Source organism: Mycolicibacterium neworleansense (assembly GCF_001245615.1).
Lineage (GTDB): Bacteria > Actinomycetota > Actinomycetes > Mycobacteriales > Mycobacteriaceae > Mycobacterium > Mycobacterium neworleansense.
The window spans coordinates 1,969,009-1,989,256 of the sequence record NZ_CWKH01000001.1; the positions used below are offsets into that span (position 1 = coordinate 1,969,009).

Annotated in this window: 15 protein-coding genes; 4 read left to right on the top strand and 11 right to left on the bottom strand. The window is 67.3% G+C overall.

The window, feature by feature from the left end; genetic code table 11:
* Window positions 1–174: 174 nt before the first annotated feature.
* Window positions 175–1,764: an amino acid permease gene (locus tag BN2156_RS09275; protein ID WP_090512664.1), complete on the top strand. Its 1,590-nt coding sequence runs from the start codon at window positions 175–177 to the stop codon at window positions 1,762–1,764.
* Here BN2156_RS09275 and BN2156_RS09280 read toward each other — a convergent pair whose 3' ends face one another.
* The gene (locus BN2156_RS09280) at window positions 1,765–5,088 is read right to left on the bottom strand and encodes a DEAD/DEAH box helicase (RefSeq protein ID WP_090512667.1); all 3,324 of its coding nucleotides are present in this window, start codon (window positions 5,086–5,088) and stop codon (window positions 1,765–1,767) included.
* A 97-nt stretch (window positions 5,089–5,185) separates the two neighbouring features.
* On the opposite strand from BN2156_RS09280, the gene BN2156_RS09285 reads away from it, so the two are divergent.
* Window positions 5,186–6,991 (top strand): N-acetylglutaminylglutamine amidotransferase, encoded by a 1,806-nt coding sequence (locus BN2156_RS09285; RefSeq protein ID WP_090512669.1) that lies wholly within the window; start codon window positions 5,186–5,188, stop codon window positions 6,989–6,991.
* A complete protein-coding gene (ngg, locus tag BN2156_RS09290; protein ID WP_090512671.1) occupies window positions 6,988–8,775 on the top strand; it encodes an N-acetylglutaminylglutamine synthetase in 1,788 nt (595 codons plus the stop codon). Before BN2156_RS09285 ends, ngg begins: the two co-directional genes overlap by 4 nt.
* A gap of 31 nt (window positions 8,776–8,806) precedes the next feature.
* Here the strand turns inward: ngg and BN2156_RS09295 are convergent, their stop codons facing one another.
* From BN2156_RS09295 to map, 4 genes are all read right to left on the bottom strand, one after another.
* Window positions 8,807–9,370, bottom strand: a complete 564-nt coding sequence (locus BN2156_RS09295) for an alpha/beta fold hydrolase (protein ID WP_090512674.1) — start codon at window positions 9,368–9,370, stop codon at window positions 8,807–8,809.
* 63 nt (window positions 9,371–9,433) lie between these two features.
* Complete coding sequence (locus BN2156_RS09300) at window positions 9,434–10,108, bottom strand: hypothetical protein (protein ID WP_090512676.1); 675 nt, start codon at window positions 10,106–10,108, stop codon at window positions 9,434–9,436.
* Between the two features lie 9 nt (window positions 10,109–10,117).
* Window positions 10,118–11,617, bottom strand: coding sequence for a cobyric acid synthase (locus tag BN2156_RS09305; protein WP_090512680.1), 1,500 nt, complete (start codon window positions 11,615–11,617; stop codon window positions 10,118–10,120).
* A gap of 10 nt (window positions 11,618–11,627) precedes the next feature.
* The gene (map, locus tag BN2156_RS09310) at window positions 11,628–12,485 is read right to left on the bottom strand and encodes a type I methionyl aminopeptidase (RefSeq protein ID WP_090512683.1); all 858 of its coding nucleotides are present in this window, start codon (window positions 12,483–12,485) and stop codon (window positions 11,628–11,630) included.
* Between the two features lie 208 nt (window positions 12,486–12,693).
* Between map and BN2156_RS09315 the strand changes: the two genes are divergently transcribed.
* Window positions 12,694–13,074, top strand: coding sequence for a PaaI family thioesterase (locus BN2156_RS09315; protein ID WP_090512685.1), 381 nt, complete (start codon window positions 12,694–12,696; stop codon window positions 13,072–13,074).
* Window positions 13,075–13,087: 13 nt separating this feature from the next.
* Here the strand turns inward: BN2156_RS09315 and BN2156_RS09320 are convergent, their stop codons facing one another.
* The 6 genes from BN2156_RS09320 to dxr form a co-directional block, all read right to left on the bottom strand.
* Window positions 13,088–13,675 carry a DUF1707 SHOCT-like domain-containing protein gene (locus tag BN2156_RS09320; protein WP_090512688.1) on the bottom strand — a complete coding sequence of 196 codons (588 nt, stop codon included), beginning with the start codon at window positions 13,673–13,675 and terminating at the stop codon, window positions 13,088–13,090.
* A 62-nt stretch (window positions 13,676–13,737) separates the two neighbouring features.
* On the bottom strand, window positions 13,738–15,561 hold the full coding sequence (locus BN2156_RS09325; protein ID WP_090512690.1) for a penicillin-binding transpeptidase domain-containing protein: 1,824 nt from the start codon (window positions 15,559–15,561) through the stop codon (window positions 13,738–13,740).
* Between the two features lie 170 nt (window positions 15,562–15,731).
* On the bottom strand, window positions 15,732–16,586 hold the full coding sequence (locus BN2156_RS09330) for a GNAT family N-acetyltransferase (RefSeq protein WP_090512692.1): 855 nt from the start codon (window positions 16,584–16,586) through the stop codon (window positions 15,732–15,734).
* Between the two features lie 55 nt (window positions 16,587–16,641).
* Complete coding sequence (gene ispG / locus BN2156_RS09335) at window positions 16,642–17,799, bottom strand: flavodoxin-dependent (E)-4-hydroxy-3-methylbut-2-enyl-diphosphate synthase (RefSeq protein WP_210436590.1); 1,158 nt, start codon at window positions 17,797–17,799, stop codon at window positions 16,642–16,644.
* Between the two features lie 10 nt (window positions 17,800–17,809).
* Window positions 17,810–19,030 carry a M50 family metallopeptidase gene (locus BN2156_RS09340; RefSeq protein ID WP_090512697.1) on the bottom strand — a complete coding sequence of 407 codons (1,221 nt, stop codon included), beginning with the start codon at window positions 19,028–19,030 and terminating at the stop codon, window positions 17,810–17,812.
* Window positions 19,027–20,223: a 1-deoxy-D-xylulose-5-phosphate reductoisomerase gene (gene dxr, locus BN2156_RS09345; RefSeq protein WP_090515698.1), complete on the bottom strand. Its 1,197-nt coding sequence runs from the start codon at window positions 20,221–20,223 to the stop codon at window positions 19,027–19,029. The genes BN2156_RS09340 and dxr overlap by 4 nt, the downstream gene beginning before the upstream one ends.
* Window positions 20,224–20,248 lie beyond the last annotated feature (25 nt).

Here is a 20,248-nt window from a genome sequence, read left to right on the forward strand (position 1 = left end):
CCCGTGTGGGTCTCGGTGGCCAACCTGACGTCCAGCCGACCATTGCCTCGCCGATGACGTCATGATCGTGCCCCGAATCAGCATGATTGTCACCCCCAAAAGGTAGGACAGCAGACCAATAACACTCTATTGTCCCTGTGCAGACCGCCCACGCCCTGCACACGAGGAGCCGCCATGCCCGAGGGGCACGAAGAACTCACCGAACACCTCTCCGACGACGAACAACATCTCGCCAAGCTCGGTTACGTCCAGGAACTGCAACGCTCCTGGTCGGGATTCTCCAACTTCGCCATCTCGTTCTCGATCATCTCGATCCTGGCCGGCTGCTTCACGTCGTTCGGGTTGGGCTGGAACAACGGCGGCCCGGCTGCCATCGCCTGGGGCTGGCCGATCGTCTCGGTCTTCATCCTGATCATCGGCTTCTGTCTGGCCGAACTGGTCTCCGCATATCCCACCTCGGGCGGAATCTATTGGTGGGCCTCCAAACTCGGCGGCGCCAAGGCCGGCTTCTACACCGGCTGGCTGAACCTCATCGGCCTGATCGCGATCCTGGCTTCGGTGTCCTACGGCAGCGCGACCTTCCTGGATCTCACGCTGGGCACGTTCAGTGAATCCTGGCTGGCCGGCTACAGCCTGACCCGGGTGTTCATCATGTTCCTGATCATCTTGGCGGTCTCGGCCGTGATCAACATCTTCTCGTCACACCTGCTGGCGGTCATCAACAACATCTCGGTGTGGTGGCATGTCGCGGGCGCCACCGCCGTGATCGCGATCCTGTGGCTGCTCCCCGACCAACACGCAAGCGTCTCCGACGTTTTCGCCAAGACCATCAACAACTCCGGGATCTTCTCCGGCTCCACGTCCGGTTGGGGCTTCCTGCTGTTCGTGCTGCCGATCTCGGCGATCCTCACGCAGTACACGATCACCGGCTACGACGCATCGGCTCACCTGTCCGAAGAGACCAAGAGCGCCGCCAATGCCGCCGCGAAGGGTATCTGGCAGTCGATCTTCTACTCGGCGATCGGCGGCTGGATCCTGTTGCTGTCCTTCCTGTTCGCGGTGCAGAACTCCGACGAGGTATCGGCCAACGGTGGTGCGGTGGCGACCATCTTCACCCAGGCACTGGGATCGAAGTGGGCCGGCGTCGTGCTGCTGATCGCCACCGCGGGCCAGCTGTTCTGCACCACCGCCTGCCAGACCAGCGCATCGCGCATGCTGTTCGCCTTCAGCCGAGACCGCGCCGTCCCCGGGCACCAACTCTGGTCGAAGGTCAGTGCCACGCGCGTGCCCGCCAACGCCGTGATCATCACCGCGGTGATCGCGGCGATCATCACCCTGCCCGCCATCGTTCCGGTGAAGATTCCGGTCAACGGCGTGGAAGTGCCTTCACCGGTCGCGTTCTACGCGGTCGTCTCGATCGGCGTGGTCGGGCTGTACCTGTGCTTCGCGGTGCCGATCTACTACCGGTGGAAGGCCGGCGACGCGTTCGAGCAGGGTCGGTGGAACGTCGGCAACAAGTACAAGTGGATGGCGCCGGTGGCGATCGTCGAGATCATCGTCACCTCGATCATCGCGATGTTCCCGACCTCGCTGGGCGGTATGCCGTGGGATCCGAGCTTCCAATGGAAGTTCGTGAACTACACCCCGCTCCTGGTCGGTGGCGTGCTGGTCCTGCTGTTCATCTACTGGGAAGTCTCGGTGAAGCACTGGTTCACCGGACCGATCAAGCAGGTCGACGCCGCGACCGCCGATCTGCCCGGCTGATCACCCCAGTAGTTCGCGGATGTCGGAGGCGGAGATCGTCGAGCCGAACAGATCTCCGTCGTCCACCACCGCGCTGAACAGGGCCCGCTTGCGGTCCTGCAACGCGACCACCTTCTCCTCGATGGTGTTGTCCGCGACCAGGCGGTAGACGGTGACCGGCCGGGTCTGACCGATGCGGTGGGCCCGGTCGACGGCCTGCGCCTCAGCGGCCGGGCTCCACCACGGGTCGCACAGGAAGCAGTAGTCGGCGGCGGTGAGGTTGAGCCCGAAACCGCCGGCCTTCAGGCTGATCAGGAAAACCTGCGTGGCGCCGGCGCCGAATTCCGCTATGGCCCTGGCCCTTCCGTCGGAATCGACGGAGCCGTCGAGGTAGCTGTAGGCGATTCCCGACGAATCCAGATGTGCCCGTACGATTCCGAGGAATCCGGTGAACTGGCTGAACACCAGCGCGCTGTGCCCCTCTGCGACAAGCTGATCCAGTTGTTCCACCAGAAAGTCGATCTTCGCCGACCCCACCGAACGGGCGGAATCGTCGACCAACCCCGGATGCAGGCTCAGTTGCCGCAGCAGCGTCAGCGAGCGGAAGATCTGGAACCGGTTCTTCTCCCAGTCCCCGAGCAGTCCGAGCACCTTCTGCCGTTCCCGGGCCAGCCGCGTGTCGTAGATCTTGCGGTGCTTGGCGCCCAGGCCGATGGTGAGGACCTGTTCACTCTTGGCCGGAAGCTCGCGAACCACCTGACTTTTCGTGCGACGCAACAATACCGGCTTGATCCGCCGACGCAGCACCGATAGCAGGTCGTCGGCCTGACCCGATTCGATCGGCTTACGGAAGTACGTCTCGAACACCTTCGGCGACGGGAACAGCCCGGGCACCGTGATCGACAGCAGTGACCACAACTCCATCAGGTTGTTCTCCATCGGCGTACCGGTGATCGCCAACTTGAACGGCACGTCGAGCAGCCGCGCGGCCTGGTGGGTCTTGCTGTGATGGTTCTTCACGAACTGCGCTTCGTCCAGAATCATTCCGGACCAAGGGATTTTCGAATAGGCATCGACGTCCATGCGCAGCAGCGTGTAGGAGGTGACGACGATGTCCGCCTCGGCGACCTGTGCGGCCAATCCCACCGCGGCCCGCGCATTGGTAGAGGTCACCACCACCGCGTTCAGTCCGGGCGTGAACTTGTGACATTCGGACACCCAGTTGCGCGCCACGCTCGTCGGCGCCACCACCAGGAACTTGCCGGCGCCCCCGGACACGGCACGGGCGATCAGTGCCAGCGTCTGCACGGTCTTTCCCAGGCCCATGTCGTCGGCGAGCACGCCGCCGATCCCGTTGTCCCACAGGAAGGAAAGCCAGTCCAGCCCGTCGCGCTGGTAATCGCGCAATTCGGCGTCAAGACCAGCGGGCGGGTCGATGGGTACCGGAGGACGGGCCGCCGCCAGACGCGTCAGGTTGGCCCGCCAGCGGGCGAGCTGTTCGTCGACGACACCGAGCTCGAGGAGTTCGTCCCACAGGGTGATGTTCATCGACGCGGCATTGACCCGGTCCCCGTCGATCTCGCCGAGCGCGCGCGCCTCGTCGAGCAAGGCGCGCAGCCGCACCAGCTCGGGTGTGTCCAGCCGGAAGTAGATGCCCGACGGAAGCAACATGTGTGTGGCACCGGAGGCCAGTTCACGGATGAGCTCGGGCAGGGCCACGGTTTCCCCGTCCACGTTCACCGTGACGTTCAGGCTGAACCAGTCGCCCGGCAGCGAGGTGTCCCCGGAGAACAACAGCACCGGGTCCGAGCCTGCGGCACGGTACCGGTCATCGGCATCGACCGTCAGCTCCGCGAAGCAGTCCAGCTGTGGCAACGTCTGGTCACACAGCACTGCCGCCTCGACCACGGTGAGATTCACCCCGCCCAGCAATGTTCGGCCAGAGGCCACCGCGACCGCGTCGAGTGCGCTCCGGGCGTTGACGATGGCCCGCAATTCGTGCACGGCATCAGTGTCCAGTGTGGTGGTTATCCGACGGTTGACATGCTGTGCCGCTTGACGTTTCCAGTCCTGCGCGGCCGCAGCGACCGCCTGCAACGCCGGCATCACCCGCTGCCAGAGCGCCTGTTCGGCGGCGGCGTCTCGGTACCCGATCAACCCGGCCGAAGACAGCGGATCGAAATCGTGATGCTGATCGTTGACCTGATACCGCGTGCTCCAGAACACCCGCGCGCCACCGTCGCCGACGTTGACGGTCAGCGCCGGAATCGGACCCGTGATCGTCGGCGGGACGAACAGGCCGTCAGCGACCTCCATGTCCACGCTGCCGGCCAGGCGCGGCAGGACATCTAGGGCGAGTTCGCGGGCCATGTCGGCCGGGATGTGCACCTGCTCGCGGTGCCCCAGCAACTCGGCCATGGTGCGCCCCGGCACCGGGTCGAACGCCCCCAGCCGCAACACCGAATCAACCACCTGGAACATCCCGTGCGGGGCCGGCATCCCGATCAGACCGACGCCGTCGGGGTCGCTGTCCGCTCCGTCGACGATCAGCGCCACCGACATCACCGCACCGCCGCCCTCGGCCGCGAAGTCCAGCCGCAGGTGGACGTTTTTGACCAGCTCCACCGCACGGATCCCGCGGGCGGTGTCGGCCAGAACGGTCACCCCGGCGTCCAGCACCTCGTCGAGCCGGGGCCACAACGTGGGCGGCATGCCGTTGAGCATCATCGCGTCGCCGCCGTGCGGCTCGGAGTAACGCACGACCTCCGACAGCAGCGCCCGCACCGCCCGGTATTGGTCGCGGTCGAACTCGCCGGGCTCGGGATGGTCGACGAGGCGGCGCCAAGTCAAAGCGCGGGTGATCCAGGTGCCCCGTTTGCCGAGGCTCAACGGGCGCAGCGTCAGCAACGTGCCTGGGCGGTAGCGGGTGGGGCCAGTCACCGAGAATTCCAGCGCGATCGGTTTGCCGCCGGCTTCGGGGCCGGCCACTTCGTCGAGCACCTTGTCGAGCACGTAGCGCCAGCGCTCCACCGGCGGGTGCGCCGGGTCGCCGGGCGTGGCCGCCAGCACCAGGGCGACCGCATGTTTGCAGAACGACCCGACGGGGCATGAACACAGAGCCCACTCGACCACGGCCCGATTCCCTTGCGAGAGTCCGACCTCAAGGACGTACAGCTGACCATGCGAACCCACACACCGTCCGCGGAGCACGCGCTCGTCTTCATCGAATTCGAGGTCGCGGACACGACCTTCGGCGGCATAGCGCTCACCCCGAACGGTCGACTGCGCGCCGAAATCACGAATCAGCTCGTCATGGGCTATGCCGAAGCCGAATCCAGCCCTCATGTGAGGAGGATAGGGCCACTGTCTGACATGTCCTGGTTACGCACCCGACACACCGCGGGTGGCGCACTGCCGACAGATCCTGTGTAGGGTCGAACTGATGTGTGGAGCCGCCGGGGAGGTGCGTCTCGATGGCCGGACACCGGATATTTCAGCGGTGTCGGCCATGGCAGACGCGATGGCGCCCAGGGGTCCGGACGCGGCCGGTGTGTGGTCGCAAGGCCGGGTCGCGCTGGGCCACCGCCGCCTGAAAATCATTGACCTGACCGAAGCGGGCGCCCAGCCCATGGTCGATCCCGAACTGGGTTTGACCGTTTGCTGGAACGGCTGCATCTACAACTACCAAGAGCTGCGCAGGGAACTGTCCGGGCACGGTTACCGGTTCTTCTCGCACAGCGACACCGAGGTGTTGCTCAAGGCGTATCACCATTGGGGTGACCGGTTCGTCGAGCATCTGATGGGGATGTTCGCGTTCGCGATCGTCGAGCGCGACACCGGCCGCGTGCTGCTGGGCCGGGATCGGCTGGGCATCAAGCCGCTCTACATCACCGAGGACAACCACCGGCTCCGGTTCGCCTCGTCGTTACCGGCCCTGCTGGCCGGCGGCGGCGTCGACACCCGGATCGACCCGATCGCGCTGCACCACTACCTGACGTTCCATTCGGTGGTGCCGCCCCCGTTGACCATCCTGCAGGGCATCAAGAAGGTGCCGCCCGCTTCCGTGGTCGCGATCGAGCCCGACGGCAGCCGGCACACCACGGTCTACTGGTCACCGGACTTCACCCGGCACGCCGACCACGCCGACTGGTCCGAGAAGGACTGGGAGGACGCGGTACTGGAGTCGCTGCGGCGCGCGGTCGAACGTCGGCTCGTGGCCGACGTGCCCGTCGGGTGCCTGCTGTCCGGCGGTGTCGATTCCAGCCTCATCGTCGGACTGCTCGCCGAGGCCGGCCAGCACGGTCTGTCCACCTTCTCGATCGGTTTCGAATCGGTCGGCGGCGTGGCCGGCGACGAGTTCAAGTACTCCGACATCATCGCCGAGCACTTCGACACCGACCACCACCAGATCCGGATCGGCACCGACCGCATGCTGCCCGCCCTCGACGGGGCGATCGCCGCGATGAGCGAACCCATGGTCAGCCATGACTGCGTGGCCTTCTATCTGCTCAGCCAAGAAGTGTCCAAGCACGTCAAGGTGGTGCAGTCCGGGCAGGGCGCCGACGAGGTCTTCGCCGGTTACCACTGGTACCCGCCGATGGCCGAGCCCGGCGCGGCCGGCCTCGAAGGCTCCGTGGCCAGCTACCGCAGCGCGTTCTTCGACCGGGACAGCGCCGGAGTGGGTGCGCTGATCAGCGACGGTTACCGGGCCGACGGCGACCCCAGCGGGGTGTTCGTCACCGATCACTTCGCCGCGGCGGGCGCGCAGACCGGCGTGGACCGGGCGTTGCGTCTGGACACGACCGTGATGTTGGTCGACGATCCGGTCAAGCGGGTCGACAACATGACCATGGCGTGGGGCCTGGAAGGCCGCGTGCCTTTCCTCGACCATGAACTCGTCGAGTTGGCCGCCACCTGCCCGCCGGGCCTGAAGACCGCCCACGGGGGCAAAGGTGTGCTCAAACAGGCTGCGCGCCGGGTGATTCCGGCAGCGGTGATCGACCGCCCGAAGGGCTATTTCCCGGTCCCGGCCCTGACGCACCTCGAGGGGCCGTACCTGGATCTGGTCCGCAATGCGCTGTACGCGCCGGAAGCCAAGGAGCGCGGGCTGTTCCGTCCCGAGGCTGTCGACCGGCTCCTGGCGGACCCGAACGGCAGGCTGACCCCGCTGCGGGGCAATGAGTTGTGGCAGATCGCGCTGCTCGAATTGTGGTTGCAGCGCCACGGCGTGACGGGAGCTGCGGCGTGACCGCCACTGACCACGATGCGTCGGAAGCCTCGGCGGGTCCCGACCACACCGAGGCGATCACCCTCGGTCTGCACGATGCGTCACCGCAGCACCTCATCGACGCCATGGCCGACGATGTGGTGCTCGAACTGGGCTGGGGCCGGCTGATTTTCGGGCAGACCTTCGCCGACCCGGAACAGCTGGCCGAAGTACTGCAGCGGGAAGGCCCGGGCCGGCGGGACATCTGCATCTACGCCCGCGAATCGCACGTGCTGGTGGCCCGGTCCCCCGCCGAATTGTTCATCGACCCCAGCCACACCTACCGGCTGCGGTTCACCGATGATCTCGACGCGGCCCACCCGGTGGGATTCACCGTGCGCACCCTGCAGACACCGATGGACGCCGACGCGATGAACCGGGTGTACGTGCGGTGCGGGATGGTGCCCGCACCCGTCGACGTCATCTGGCACAACCACACGCTCACCCCCGCGGTGGTCTATCTGGTCGCGGTGCGCGATGACGACGGCACCGTGGTGGGCACGGTGACCGGCGTGGACCACAAGCGGTTGTTCGCCGACCCGGAGGACGGGTCGAGCCTGTGGAGCCTCGCGGTGGACCCGGCGGCCGGACTGCCCGGGGTCGGCGACGCGCTGACTCGCACGCTGGCCGGAATCTTCCGCGAACGGGGCCGCGCCTACCTGGATCTCTCTGTGGCCCACGACAACTCGGCTGCGATCGCGCTGTACGAGAAGCTGGGTTTCCACCGGGTCCCGGTGCTGGCCGTCAAACGCAAGAACGCGATCAATGAGCCGTTGTTCACCCATCCGCCGGAGACGGTCGACGATCTGAACCCGTATGCCCGCATCATCGCCGACGAGGCGATGCGTCGTGGCATCCGGGTCGAGGTGCTCGATGCCGGGGCCGGTGAGATGAAGCTGTCGCACGGTGGGCGCAGCGTGATCACCCGAGAATCGCTGTCGGAGTTCACTTCCGCGGTGGCCATGGCGCGCTGCGATGACAAACGCCAGACCCGCAGGATCGTCTCCGATGCCGGGATCACGGTGCCCAAGGGCCGGCTGGCCACCTTCGACAGCGAGGATCACGACTTTCTGGCCGAGGTCGGCGACGTGGTGGTCAAGCCCACCCGCGGCGAGCAGGGCAAGGGCATCACCGTCGGCGTGGACGGCAGCGAAGAACTGGACGCGGCGCTGCACCGCGCCCGCGAGCAGTACCCCGAGGTGCTGATCGAGCAGCGCGCCCCCGGTGAAGATCTTCGCCTGGTGGTGATCGACGGCAAGGTGGTTGCCTCGGCGATCCGCAGGCCGGCCGAGGTCGTGGGCACCGGCAAGCACACCGTGGGCGAGTTGATCGAGACGCAGTCCCGGCGGCGCGCGGCCGCCACCGGCGGCGAATCGCGCATCCCGATCGACGACGTCACCAAGGGAACGGTCGCCGAAGCCGGCTGGTCATTCGACGACGTGCTGCCCGAGGGGGTGCGGCTGCGGGTGCGGCGGACGGCCAACCTGCATCAGGGCGGGACGATCCACGATGTCACCGCGGAGGTGAACCCGGAGCTGTGCCGGGTCGCCGTGACCGCGGCCGAGGCGATCGGTATTCCGGTGACGGGGATCGACCTGCTGGTCCCCGACGTGACCGGCCGCGATTACGTCTTCATCGAGGCCAACGAACGTCCCGGCCTGGCCAATCACGAGCCACAGCCCACGGCCGCGGCGTTCGTGGATTTCCTGTTTCCGCAGCAGCCGGGTTTGCCGCAAGCCTGGACGCCGTCGGAGGCGGCTGACTGAGCGCCGGCCCGAAGGCAGGACTCGCCGCCGGTCACCAACTGCTGGTGCGCAGCACGATCTCGGCCGCGAGCTGTGCGGTCGAATCGCCGGCGTTGCGCCGCCCCGGCATCTCCACCAGCCGGAAGTCGCCGTACACATAGCGCTGGCTGGCCTTGGCGACGGCGCGGGCCGCCGGGGTGCTGACGAGCACGGTGGTGTTCATCTCCACCGGGGGGCAGCCGTCGTCGCGGATCACCCCGGTGGCGTCGGCGACACGTGGGTGGCCGCGATCCACCACGACCAGACCGATGAACTTGTCCAGCCGGGTGGCGGCCAGCTCCCAGGCGAGTTCTCCCCCGAGCCGGTCACCGACGAGCAGCGCCCACTTGATGTTCAGCGAATCGAGGATCCCGACCACGGACTTGGCGGTCAGCCGCGGGTCCGGCCCGATGATCACCGTCCGCAGCGAAGCGGTGTGTAACCGGCGGCAGATCTGCTCATAGGCGGCCGGGCCGTGATGGCCGGCGCTCAGCACCACCACGGTGGACCCCTTGTCGGGCCCCGAGACATCGACGGGCGTGGTGAACCCGTCGATGGTCGCGACGGTGGTAAGCATTCGGACAACCTACCGTCCAGTAGCCGCGAACGGGCCGGAATGAACTATGTCTTGACGCCCCCGTCAGCGAGCGGCCAAACGCTCCGCCTGAATCCCGAAAACATCCAGAAATGTCTGCGGCAATTCACCTTTGGCGGCGATCGAAGGATTCTGCGTGGGGAACGCGATACCGAAAACGGCCCAGTTGCCAACGTTTTCGAAGGCGAAGAAGACGCTCTCCTCACCGCCGGCCAGCCGCATGGTCTGCTGATAGGCCAACGCCGACGTGTGCGGGATGGTCAGCTTGGTGGTGGTCATCGGGATGCCGTCGTCTGACGGATCGAAGTAGGTGGAGAAGTGTGCGCACCGCTGCGCCGTGTCCGCCAGCCGATCCAGCGGCAGCGGCGAGGTCAGCACCGTCAGCACCATGCGCGCCCCGTCGTAAGCGGCGATGACTTGCGCGGCGCTGCCCGGCCCCCGCTCGGCGGATTCGGCGATCACCCGGGTGAGGCCGTCACTGCAGCCGGCCGGGTTGGACAGCATCGGTGGCGGTCCACCTGATCCGCCCGGGCCCGTCCCGTCATCGGTCACCCGATCGAGCTGCACTCCGGGCGGAAGGTCGGCGGGTGTCAGCAACACCTTCTCCAGAGTGGCGCCGAGCCACGTGGGCGACCCGACGACCACGGGTGCGCAGCCGGACACGCCCACCAAGGCGACCAGCCCGACCAGAGCTGCCACCGACCGATGGCGCAGACTCATCTGCCCAGGTTACCGGGGTGGGACGGCGAGCGCAGTGCTCATGATCGGCCGCGGTGGCGGCCCGTGCCGCATCAGGTCCATGACAGCCCCGACGTCGAGATGGGCGGCGAGCAGGTCGGCCATCAGATCCAGCTGAGCGTCCCTACGGCCCCGCACGTCGATGTCGTCGGCAACCACGAACCCGCCACGACCGGCGCTGTCGGCAACTTCGGTGAGCCAGTCGCGGCGCAGACGGTCGTTGTCGAGCAGGCCGTGCCAGTGGCTGCCGTAGACCGCGCCGCGGCGCAGTCCGACCCCCTGCCAGTCGTCGGCTGCCGCACGGGTCACCTGCCCGTGATGAATCTCGTAGCCCCACAAGGGTTCTTCCCAGTGCCGCAGCGTCTTCTCGGCGGCGAACTCGATGTCTGCATCGATCAGCCCCAGCCCCTCCACCGTTTCCGAGGTCGCCGATTCGACACTGTCGTCGATCCGGCGGCACAGCATCTGGAACCCGCCGCACACGCCCAGCACGGGTCGTCCTTGCGCGGCGTGCGCGAGGACGGCGTCGGCCAGACCGCGTTGACGCAGCCAGGCCAGATCGCTCACGGTGGCCTTGCTGCCGGGGATCACCACGAGGTCGGCGCCGGTGAGATCGGCGGCATCGGCAACCCACCGCACCGCGACACCCGGTTCGCAGGCCAGCGCCTCGATGTCGGTGGAGTTGGAGATGCGAGGCAGTCTGACGGCGGCGACGGTGAGTGTCTGCGTCCCACGGGGCGGTTGCGGCGTGCCGACCATGCCGCCCGGCCGGACCGACACCGAATCCTCGGTGTCCAGCCAGATTCCGTCGTCGAACGGGATCACCCCGTAGGTGGGACGACCGGTCAGCTCGAGCAGTTGGCGCAGTCCGGGTTCCAACAGGGCCGGGTCGCCACGGAACTTGTTGACGACGAAGCCCGCGATGAGCGCCTGATCCTCGGGGGCCAGGACGGCCACCGTGCCGTGCAGATGGGCCAGCAGGCCGCCGCGGTCGATGTCGCCCACCACAACGACCGGCAGGTCCGCGGCGCGGGCCAGCCCCATGTTGGCCAGGTCGGTCGCGCGCAGGTTGATCTCGGCCGGTGATCCTGCGCCTTCACAGATCACCACGTCGAATTCGGATCTCAGCGAGGCCAATTCGTCGGCGACCACCGCGGCGAGCCGGTCCCGGTGGGTGAAGTAGTCGCCGGCGGCCACCGTGCCGGCCACCTGGCCCCGGATCACCAACTGCGAGGTGCGGTCCCCGCCAGGTTTGAGCAGGATCGGGTTGAACCGGGTGCTGGGCGGTAGTCCGGCGGCGCGGGCCTGCATGGCCTGGGCGCGCCCGATCTCACCGCCGTCCACGGTGACGGCCGAATTGTTGGACATGTTCTGCGCCTTGAACGGCGCCACGGACACACCCTTACGGGCCAACAGGCGGCACAGGCCCGCCACGACCATCGACTTGCCGGCATCGGAGGTGGTGCCGGCGACCAGCAGCGCGCCGCTCACGGTGCGTGGTTCACGGCAATGTCAGGATGTCGGCGCCGTCCTCGGTGACCACCAGGGTGTGCTCGAACTGGGCGGTCCACTTGCGGTCCTTGGTGACCACGGTCCAGTCGTCGTCCCAGATCTCGTAGTCGAGCGACCCGAGATTGATCATCGGTTCGATGGTGAAGGTCATGCCGGGTTCCAGAACGGTCTCCACGGCGGGCTGGTCGTAGTGCAGCACCACCAGGCCGTTGTGGAACGTGGTGCCGATGCCGTGACCGGTGAAATCACGAACGACGTTGTAGCCGAACCGGTTTGCATAGGCCTCGATGACGCGGCCGACAATCGACAACGCACGCCCGGGCTTGACCGCCTTGATGGCCCGCATGGTCGCCTCGTGAGTGCGTTCGACGAGCAGCCGGTGCTCCTCGGAGACGTCGCCGGCAAGGAAGGTGGCGTTGGTGTCGCCGTGTACGCCGTCGATGTATGCGGTGACGTCGATGTTGACGATGTCACCGTCTTCGATCACGGTCGAGTCCGGGATGCCGTGGCAGATCACCTCGTTCAGCGAGGTGCAGCAGGACTTGGGAAAACCCTTGTAGCCCAGGGTCGATGGATAGGCGCCGTGATCGACCATGTACTCGTGGGCGATACGGTCCAGCTCGTCGGTGGTCACTCCCGGTGCCACGGCCTTGCCGGCCTCGGCCAGGGCGGCGGCAGCGATCTGGCCCGCGACGCGCATCTTCTCGATCACCTCGGGCGTCTGCACCCAGGGTTCGCTGCCCTCCTGCACGGTGGACTTCCACGCATACTCCGGCCGAGGGATCGACTTGGGAACCGGCAGGGTCGGTGAGAGCACGCCGGGGCGCAGGGCGGTACGAACTGGCATGTGGACAGCTTAATCGTCAGCTCACCGACAACGCCCCCAGCGCTGCACGCACCCGCTGCGGCACCGATCCGCCGTGTTGCAGCCAAGGTCAGCAGCTATCGGGAGCGGTTCGCCGTGCCCAGCGAGGTACTGCGGTGACACCGGAGGAGAGTGACCCTCTCGTCAAGCGGTAATGGTGTTACCGTACGGGGATGATTGAGGCCCGGCGATGACCGACACCGTTCACGTACTGGAACTGCTGGACTACCGCGAGGTCGAGTCGACCGCGGACCGCCTGGTGCTGGAAATGGACAACCGGCCCGACCTCGCCAACGTCCGCGGCGCGCTGCAGGGCGGTCTGGTGGCCACCCTCATCGACATCGCGGCAGGCATGCTCGCCGGCAATGCCAGCGGTGTCGGCTATGACGTGACGACCGCCGACCTCAACATCCACTTCCTGGCCCCCATCATGGGGACGGCCCGCGCGGAGGCGAAGGTCGTGCGGGCCGGCAGACGCCTCATCGTGACGTCGGTCGACGTCACCGACGTCACCCGCGGCCGGCTCGCCGCCCGCGCGACGCTGACGTTCGCCGTGCTTGAGCCGCGCTGAGAATCGCGGTGGATCAGGACCGCCGCGCCATCAGCTTCCAGTTCCGGCGCGGCCCACGGATATCCACCGAACCGCAAACCACTTTCCCGGTGAGGATGATGTGCGGGGTGCCCTCGGCCGGCGCATCGCGGCGGTGGTCGTCGGCGCTTCCCACGATCACCTCGACGTCATCGATCGACGCACTGGCCCCGTCGGGCAGCCGGATCTCCAACGACCCGAATTTCATATCCAGCTCGATGACCACCATCGGCCCGGCGAACCGGGCCCGGGTCAGATCCAGCTCGACCGAACCCATCCGGCGCACCAATGCCAGCCGGGTCGGAACGGTCCATTCACCCTGGCGTTTCAGCGAGCCGAGCACACCGCGCAACTCGACCCGGTCGGTGGCGGTGGTGACGATCGCCCCCGGTCCGGGTAGGTCCCCCACCAATGCGTCGAGGTCCGAATGCAGCCGGGCGTGCGACACCAGAGCCGACCGTTCCTCGAACTCGGCGATGTCGATGAGGCCGAGGGCGACGGCATTGTGCAGCCGCCGCAACGTGCCGTTGCGATCGGCATCGGAGACCCGCAGATCCACCGATTGTTCATTGGTGCCAGTCATGACGTTCCCACGTTACCGCCAGCCGCCGATGCGGGGCGGGCGCGCCGGCCCGAACAGGTGACTCAGGCCAGGTAGGCCGGGGGCATACCGTCGAACATGGTCTTGCACATCCGCACCGCGTACTCCGAACTGCCGCCACCGACGATGAGCGCCGCAAACGCCATGTCCCCGCGGTAGCCGGCGAACCAGGAATGCGAACCGCCCATGAACTCGGCCTCACCGGTCTTCCCGCGCACGTCACCGAGCCCGTTGAGATCCTTGGCTGTGCCGTTGGTCACCACCAGCCGCATCATCGGCCGCAGCCCGTCGACCATCTTCGGGCTGATCGGAGCACCCGCACGGTCCACCATGGTCTGGCGTCCCTCGATGAGCTGCGGCACCGGCGTCTTGCCGGCTGCCACCGTCGCGGCCGCCAATGCCATGCCGAACGGGCTGACCAGTACCTTGCCCTGGCCGAAGCCGTCCTCGGTGCGCTCGGCCAGATCCACCGTCGGGGGCACTGATCCGGTGAGCGTGGAGATCCCGTCCACCTGGTAGTCGGTGCCGATGCCGTACCGCGCGGCAGCCTGGGTGAGACCGCGCGGCGGCATCCGGCTGGCGAGTTCGCCGAAAGTGGTGTTGCACGAATTGGCGAACGCCCGTGACAGCGGCACCGTGCCCAGATCGAAGGCGTCGTAGTTGGTGACGGTTCGGTGCCCGATGTCGAGCGTGCCGGGGCAGCCCAAAAGCGTGTTGGGCGTTGCCATGTCGCGCTCGATGGCCGCGCCCGCGGTGACCATCTTGAAGGTCGACCCCGGCGGGAACTGGCCCATGGTGGCCAGCGGCCCGATCGCGTCGGCGGCCGCGTTCTGCGCGACGGCCAGGATCTCACCGGTGGACGGCTTGATCGCCACGATCATCGCCTGCTTGCCGGTGGTGTTGACGGCGTTCTGCGCGGCGTCCTGCACGGCGCGGTCCAGACTGATGGTGATCGACGGTGCCGGATCGCCCGCAACTTCGTTGAGGACGTCGACGTCGACACCGTTCTGGTTGACCGTGACCACCCGCCAGCCCGGCTGACCGTTGAGTTGGTCGGCCACCGATTTCTTGACCTCGTTGACGATCACCGGGGCGAAAGATGGGTCGGTGGGCAACATTTCAGGCTGTGGGGTGACCACGACCCCGGGCAGCCGGCCGATGGCCGGGGCGATCCGGTCGTTGTCGGCTTGCTTGAGCGTGATCAAGCTCATCGGCTGCGCCGAGGCGCTGGCCTGTTCGGCAAGTCGCTGCGGGTCGCCGAGGGCGGGATCGAAGCCCCGCATCGCATCTGCCACCGCCCGGGCCGTCGGCATGAGTGCGGCGCCGGCCGCCCTGGCATCCAGCCCGTAGTGATAGATGTAGCCGGGCACCAGTACGTCGGTACCCCCACGCTCGTTGACCGAGGCGCGTCGCGGTGCGTCGGCCCGCAACGCAAAGGTCTGGTGCTCGCCCAGTTTCGGGTGCAGCCCGGTCGCGCTCCAGCGCACCTGCCAACGGCCCTCGTCACGGATCATGTTGAGCTGCCCGTCGTAGGTCCAGGTGCGGTCCTTGGGCAGGTACCAGGTATAGCGGTAGGCCACGCTGCCGGTGTCCTGGGCGTACTTGGAACCCAGGATCTGCGCGTCGAGCCGGGTCGCCTGCAAGCCGTTCCACGCTTCGCTCAGCGCGGTCTTGGCGTCCTCGGGCCGGTCGGCCAGCGCCGCGGCGGCCGCGGTGTCACCAGTGGCCAGTGCCGCAAAGAACTGCTCGGCGGCGGGCTCGGGCCCGTCGGGCCGCGGGGTGCAGGCGCTCAGCGCCATTGCCCCCAAGACCACGACGACTGCGAACAGGCCTGTGGTCCTTGTGACTGATGATGTTTGAGTTGCCATTGAGGCTGATGTTAGAAACGTGGAGGTCGGTTTCGTCGGAGGCGCACCGATACCGAACCGAGACAGTGACGAGATCTCGAGCGGTCATCATCCACCGGCACCGAAAGCAGCGGCAGTCCCGGGTCCCAGCCACGCCGCAAACCCGGTCGTAGCAGGGTGATTCAGGGAACTCAGTCGAGCAACACCGTGGCGAACGTACCAACCTGTTCGAATCCGATGCGGGCGTAGGTCGCCCGCGCCACGGTGTTGTAGCTGTTGACGTACAGGCTCGCGATGCGGCCCGAGCCCACCACGGCCGCCGCCAGCGCGGCGGTGCCAGTAGTGCCCAGCCCGTGGCCACGCCACTCGGGATGCACCCATACGCCCTGGATCTGGCCGACTGACGGCGACTGCGACCCGACCTCGGCCTTGAACACCACCTCGCCGCGTTCGAAGCGGGCCCAGGCCCGCCCGGCGGCGATCAGGCTGGCGATGCGGCGACGGTAGCCGCGGCCGCCGTCGCCGAGTCGTGGGTCGACACCGACCTCGCCGATGAACATGTCGACTGCGGCGACCAGGTAGGCGTCGAGTTCCTCCATACGCACCGGGCGGACCGCCGGGTCGATCACGCACTGCGGCATCGAGTTCAGTGCCATCAGCGGCTGCTGCTCGCGGACATCGCGGGCGGTGCCCCACGCCGATTCCAGCCGCCCCCACATCGGCAGCACCAGTTCGGCCCGGCCGACCAAGGAGGAGCACCGACGCGCGGTGCTCATCGCCTTGTCCGAGAACGCCTTGAGATCCTCGGCGTCCCCACGCAACGGGATCAGGTTGGGCCCGGCGTAACACAGAGACTCGGCGACGCCGCGCCTGGTCCACAGCTCGCCGCCGATCGCTCCGTGTTCGACGCCGAACTCGGCGACACGGGCGGCCACCATGCACGACCCCACCGGGTCCTCGTCGAACACCTGCAGGCACGGAGTGGCGTCACGCACCACGGAAACTCGCCGCTCGTCAACGAGGCGGAACAGTGGCGGAGCCGACATGGACGGTTCTCTCTGTTGAAGCCGAGGTGGGGTGACCCCGCTCACAGGGTCGCTATCAGCTTACGGTCACCACAGGCGAACCGGTGGCATCATCTGAACCCGCCGCTTCGGCCAGGCGCATCGCCTCTTCGATCAGCGTCTCGACGATCTGCGCCTCGGGGACGGTCTTGATGACCTCACCCTTGACGAAGATCTGGCCCTTGCCGTTACCGGAGGCAACCCCGAGATCGGCCTCGCGGGCCTCGCCCGGACCGTTGACCACACAGCCCATCACCGCGACCCGCAGCGGGACATCGAGCCCGTCCAGGCCCGCGCTCACCGCGTTGGCCAGCGTGTACACGTCAACCTGGGCCCGCCCGCACGACGGGCATGACACGATCTCCAGGCCGCGGGGCCGCAGGTTCAGCGACTCCAGGATCTGGTTGCCGACCTTGACCTCCTCGGCCGGCGGTGCCGACAGGGACACCCGGATCGTGTCGCCGATGCCCTTGGACAACAACGCGCCGAACGCGACCGCGGACTTGATCGTGCCCTGGAATGCCGGGCCCGCTTCGGTGACACCGAGGTGCAGCGGGTAGTCGCACTGGGCGGCCAGCTGCGTGTAGGCCTCGACCATGATCACCGGATCGTTGTGCTTGACGCTGATCTTGATGTCGCCGAAACCGTGCTCCTCGAACAGCGAGGCCTCCCACAGCGCCGACTCGACCAGCGCCTCGGGCGTGGCCTTGCCGTACTTCTTCATCAACCGCGGGTCCAGCGAACCGGCATTGACGCCGATGCGGATCGGAATGCCCGCGTCGCCGGCGGCCTTGGCGACCTCTTTGACCCGGCCGTCGAACTCCTTGATGTTGCCGGGGTTGACGCGCACGGCCGCACAGCCGGCTTCGATCGCGGCGAAGATGTACTTGGGCTGGAAATGGATGTCGGCGATCACCGGGATCTGGCTGTGCCGGGCGATCTCGGCCAGCGCATCGGCGTCCTCCTGGCGGGGGCAGGCCACCCGCACGATGTCACAGCCCGACGCGGTCAGCTCGGCGATCTGCTGCAGCGTCGAGTTGACGTCGTGCGTCTTGGTGGTGCACATCGACTGCACGGCGATGGGATGCTCGCTGCCGATGCCGACACCACCGACATCGAGCTGGCGGGTCTTCCGCCGCGGCGCCAGGGTCGGCGCCGGGGGTGCGGGCATTCCCAAACCGATGGACGCTGTCATGTGGGATCTCCTACTGGAAGATGCTGAGTGGGTTGACCAGGTCTGCCGTGATGGTCAGCAACGTGTAGCCCAGCACGGCAAGCAGCACCACGTAGGTGGCCGGCATGAGCTTGAGGTAGTTGACCGGGCCCGCGGCGGCTTTGCCGAGGGCGGCACGGAACATGTTGCGGAGCTTCTCGTACGTCGCCACCGCGATGTGACCGCCATCGAACGGAAGCAGCGGCACGAGGTTGACCGCGCCGAGCACAAAGTTCAACTGCGCCAGGAAGAACCAGAACGCCACCCACAACCCCGCCTCGACGGTCTCGCCGCCGATGATGCTGGCGCCGACGACGCTGATCGGCGTTTCCTTGTCCCGCTCGGCGCCGCCGATGGCCTCCACCAGGGCACCGATCTTGGTGGGGATCTTGGCCAGCGACTTGCCCAGCATGACGGCCATGTCCCCGGTGAACGAGACCGTGGCCGGCACGGCGGCGATCGGGTTGTACGGGGTGGGCGGCTCGACCTTGACCGCGGCGACGCCGATCGCGCCGACGGTGGCAGGCTCCTTGGCGTCCGCGCTGGTGAACCGTTGGGTCTGGGTCACGTCGACGACCTTCGTGAGGGTCTGGCCATCACGCTTGAGTTCGATCGTCACCGGGCCGTTGAGCTTGCGCACCGCATCGGCCATCGCGGCGAAATCCGACACCTCGGTGTCGCCGACCTTGACGATCTCGTCGCCGGCCTGGATACCGGCCAGCGCCGCGGGCCCGGCCCCAGTGCAATCACCCATCTTGTCGAGGCTCACTTGCGCTGCGACACAACCCGTTTCACCGACGATCGCGGTGGTGGGCTGGTTGATGTTGGGCAGGCCCCAGGTGATCGCGATGGCGTACAGGAGCACCAGGCCGATGATGAAGTTCATCGCCGGTCCGGCGAACAGCACCGCGACGCGCTTCCACACCTTCTGCTTGTACATCGCATAGGGCCGGTCTTCCGGGGCGATCTCGTCGACCGACGTCATGCCGGCGATGTCGCAGAAGCCACCCAGCGGGATGGCCTTGATGCCGTACTCGGTCTCCCCCAGCTTGTTGGGGCGCCGCGTGGACCACAGCGTCGGGCCGAAACCCACGAAGTACCGGCGCACCTTCATGCCGGTGGCGCGCGCCACCCACATGTGCCCGCATTCGTGCAGGGCCACCGATACCAGGATGGCCAGCGCGAACAGCGCGATGCCGATGACGAACATCATTTGATGACGAGCCCTTTTCTCATGGATTTCTGCTCAAAGCTCTTCTCGATGGTTTTGCCGATGGCCGCTCGTGCCTGTTCTCTGGCCCACCGTTGCGCATCGAGTACGTCTTCCACGGTAGCGGGTTCCGCGGCCCACTGGTCGGCAGCGTGCAGCACGTCACCGACCGTTTGCACAATCGCCGGAAACGGGATGCGACCGGCGAGGAACGCCTCGGCGGCCTCCTCGTTCGCGGCGTTGTACACCGCGGTCAGGCAACCGCCGCGGGTTCCGGCCTGCCCGGCGAGTTTCACGGCGGGGAACACCTCGTTGTCCAGCGGCAGGAATTCCCAGGTGGAGGCGGTGGTGAAGTCGCAGGCCAGGGCCGCACCGGCAACCCGCTCCGGCCAGCCCAGCGCGAGCGCGATCGGCAACTTCATATCCGGCGGGCTGGCCTGTGCCAAGGTCGAACCGTCGGTGAAGGTGGCCATCGAGTGCACGATCGACTGCGGATGCACCACGACCTCGATGCGGTCGTAGTCGATCCCGAACAGCAGATGGGTCTCGATCAACTCCAGGCCCTTGTTGACCAGCGTCGCCGAGTTCAGCGTGTTCATCGGGCCCATCGACCAGGTCGGATGCTTGCCCGCCTGCTCCGGGGTGACCGATTCCAGGTCGGCGGCCGACCACCCCAGGAACGGGCCGCCGGAGGCGGTGAGCACGATCTTGGCGACCTCGTCGGCGGTGCCACCCCGCAGGCACTGGGCCATCGCGGAATGCTCGGAATCCACGGGGACGATCTGCCCCGGTGCAGCGGCCTTGAGCACCAGTGGGCCGCCGGCGACCAGCGACTCCTTGTTGGCCAAAGCCAGGCGGGCCCCGGTGCCCAGGGCGGCCAGCGTGGGGGCCAGCCCCAGTGCGCCGACCAGTGCGTTGAGCACCACATCGGCCTCGGTGTTCTCGACCAGCCGGGTGACCGCGTCGGGTCCGGCGTATGTCACGTCGCCGACCTGGTCCGCGGCGGCCTGATCGGCGAGCGCGACGTTGCGGACGCCGGTCGCGGCGCGCTGGGCCGCGAAGAGGTCGGGGTTACCGCCGCCGGCAGCCAGGCCGACGACCTCGAACCGGTCCGGGTTGGCCGCGATGACCTCGAGCGCCTGGGTGCCGATCGATCCGGTACTTCCGAGTATCAGCACGCGCTTTCTGTCGCTCACCGTTACATTGTGCCGCGCTGCGGCG

What these genes read in the sequence shown, in the direction of transcription:
- BN2156_RS09275 (WP_090512664.1), top strand. Translation starts at nt 175, where the DNA reads ATGCCCGAGGGGCACGAAGAACTCACCGAACACCTCTCCGACGACGAA.
- BN2156_RS09280 (WP_090512667.1), bottom strand. Translation starts at nt 5,088, where the DNA reads ATGAGGGCTGGATTCGGCTTCGGCATAGCCCATGACGAGCTGATTCGT.
- BN2156_RS09285 (WP_090512669.1), top strand. Translation starts at nt 5,186, where the DNA reads ATGTGTGGAGCCGCCGGGGAGGTGCGTCTCGATGGCCGGACACCGGAT.
- BN2156_RS09295 (WP_090512674.1), bottom strand. Translation starts at nt 9,370, where the DNA reads ATGCTTACCACCGTCGCGACCATCGACGGGTTCACCACGCCCGTCGAT.
- BN2156_RS09300 (WP_090512676.1), bottom strand. Translation starts at nt 10,108, where the DNA reads ATGAGTCTGCGCCATCGGTCGGTGGCAGCTCTGGTCGGGCTGGTCGCC.
- map (WP_090512683.1), bottom strand. Translation starts at nt 12,485, where the DNA reads ATGCCAGTTCGTACCGCCCTGCGCCCCGGCGTGCTCTCACCGACCCTG.
- BN2156_RS09315 (WP_090512685.1), top strand. Translation starts at nt 12,694, where the DNA reads ATGACCGACACCGTTCACGTACTGGAACTGCTGGACTACCGCGAGGTC.
- BN2156_RS09320 (WP_090512688.1), bottom strand. Translation starts at nt 13,675, where the DNA reads ATGACTGGCACCAATGAACAATCGGTGGATCTGCGGGTCTCCGATGCC.
- BN2156_RS09325 (WP_090512690.1), bottom strand. Translation starts at nt 15,561, where the DNA reads ATGGCAACTCAAACATCATCAGTCACAAGGACCACAGGCCTGTTCGCA.
- BN2156_RS09330 (WP_090512692.1), bottom strand. Translation starts at nt 16,586, where the DNA reads ATGTCGGCTCCGCCACTGTTCCGCCTCGTTGACGAGCGGCGAGTTTCC.
- ispG (WP_210436590.1), bottom strand. Translation starts at nt 17,799, where the DNA reads ATGACAGCGTCCATCGGTTTGGGAATGCCCGCACCCCCGGCGCCGACC.
- BN2156_RS09340 (WP_090512697.1), bottom strand. Translation starts at nt 19,030, where the DNA reads ATGATGTTCGTCATCGGCATCGCGCTGTTCGCGCTGGCCATCCTGGTA.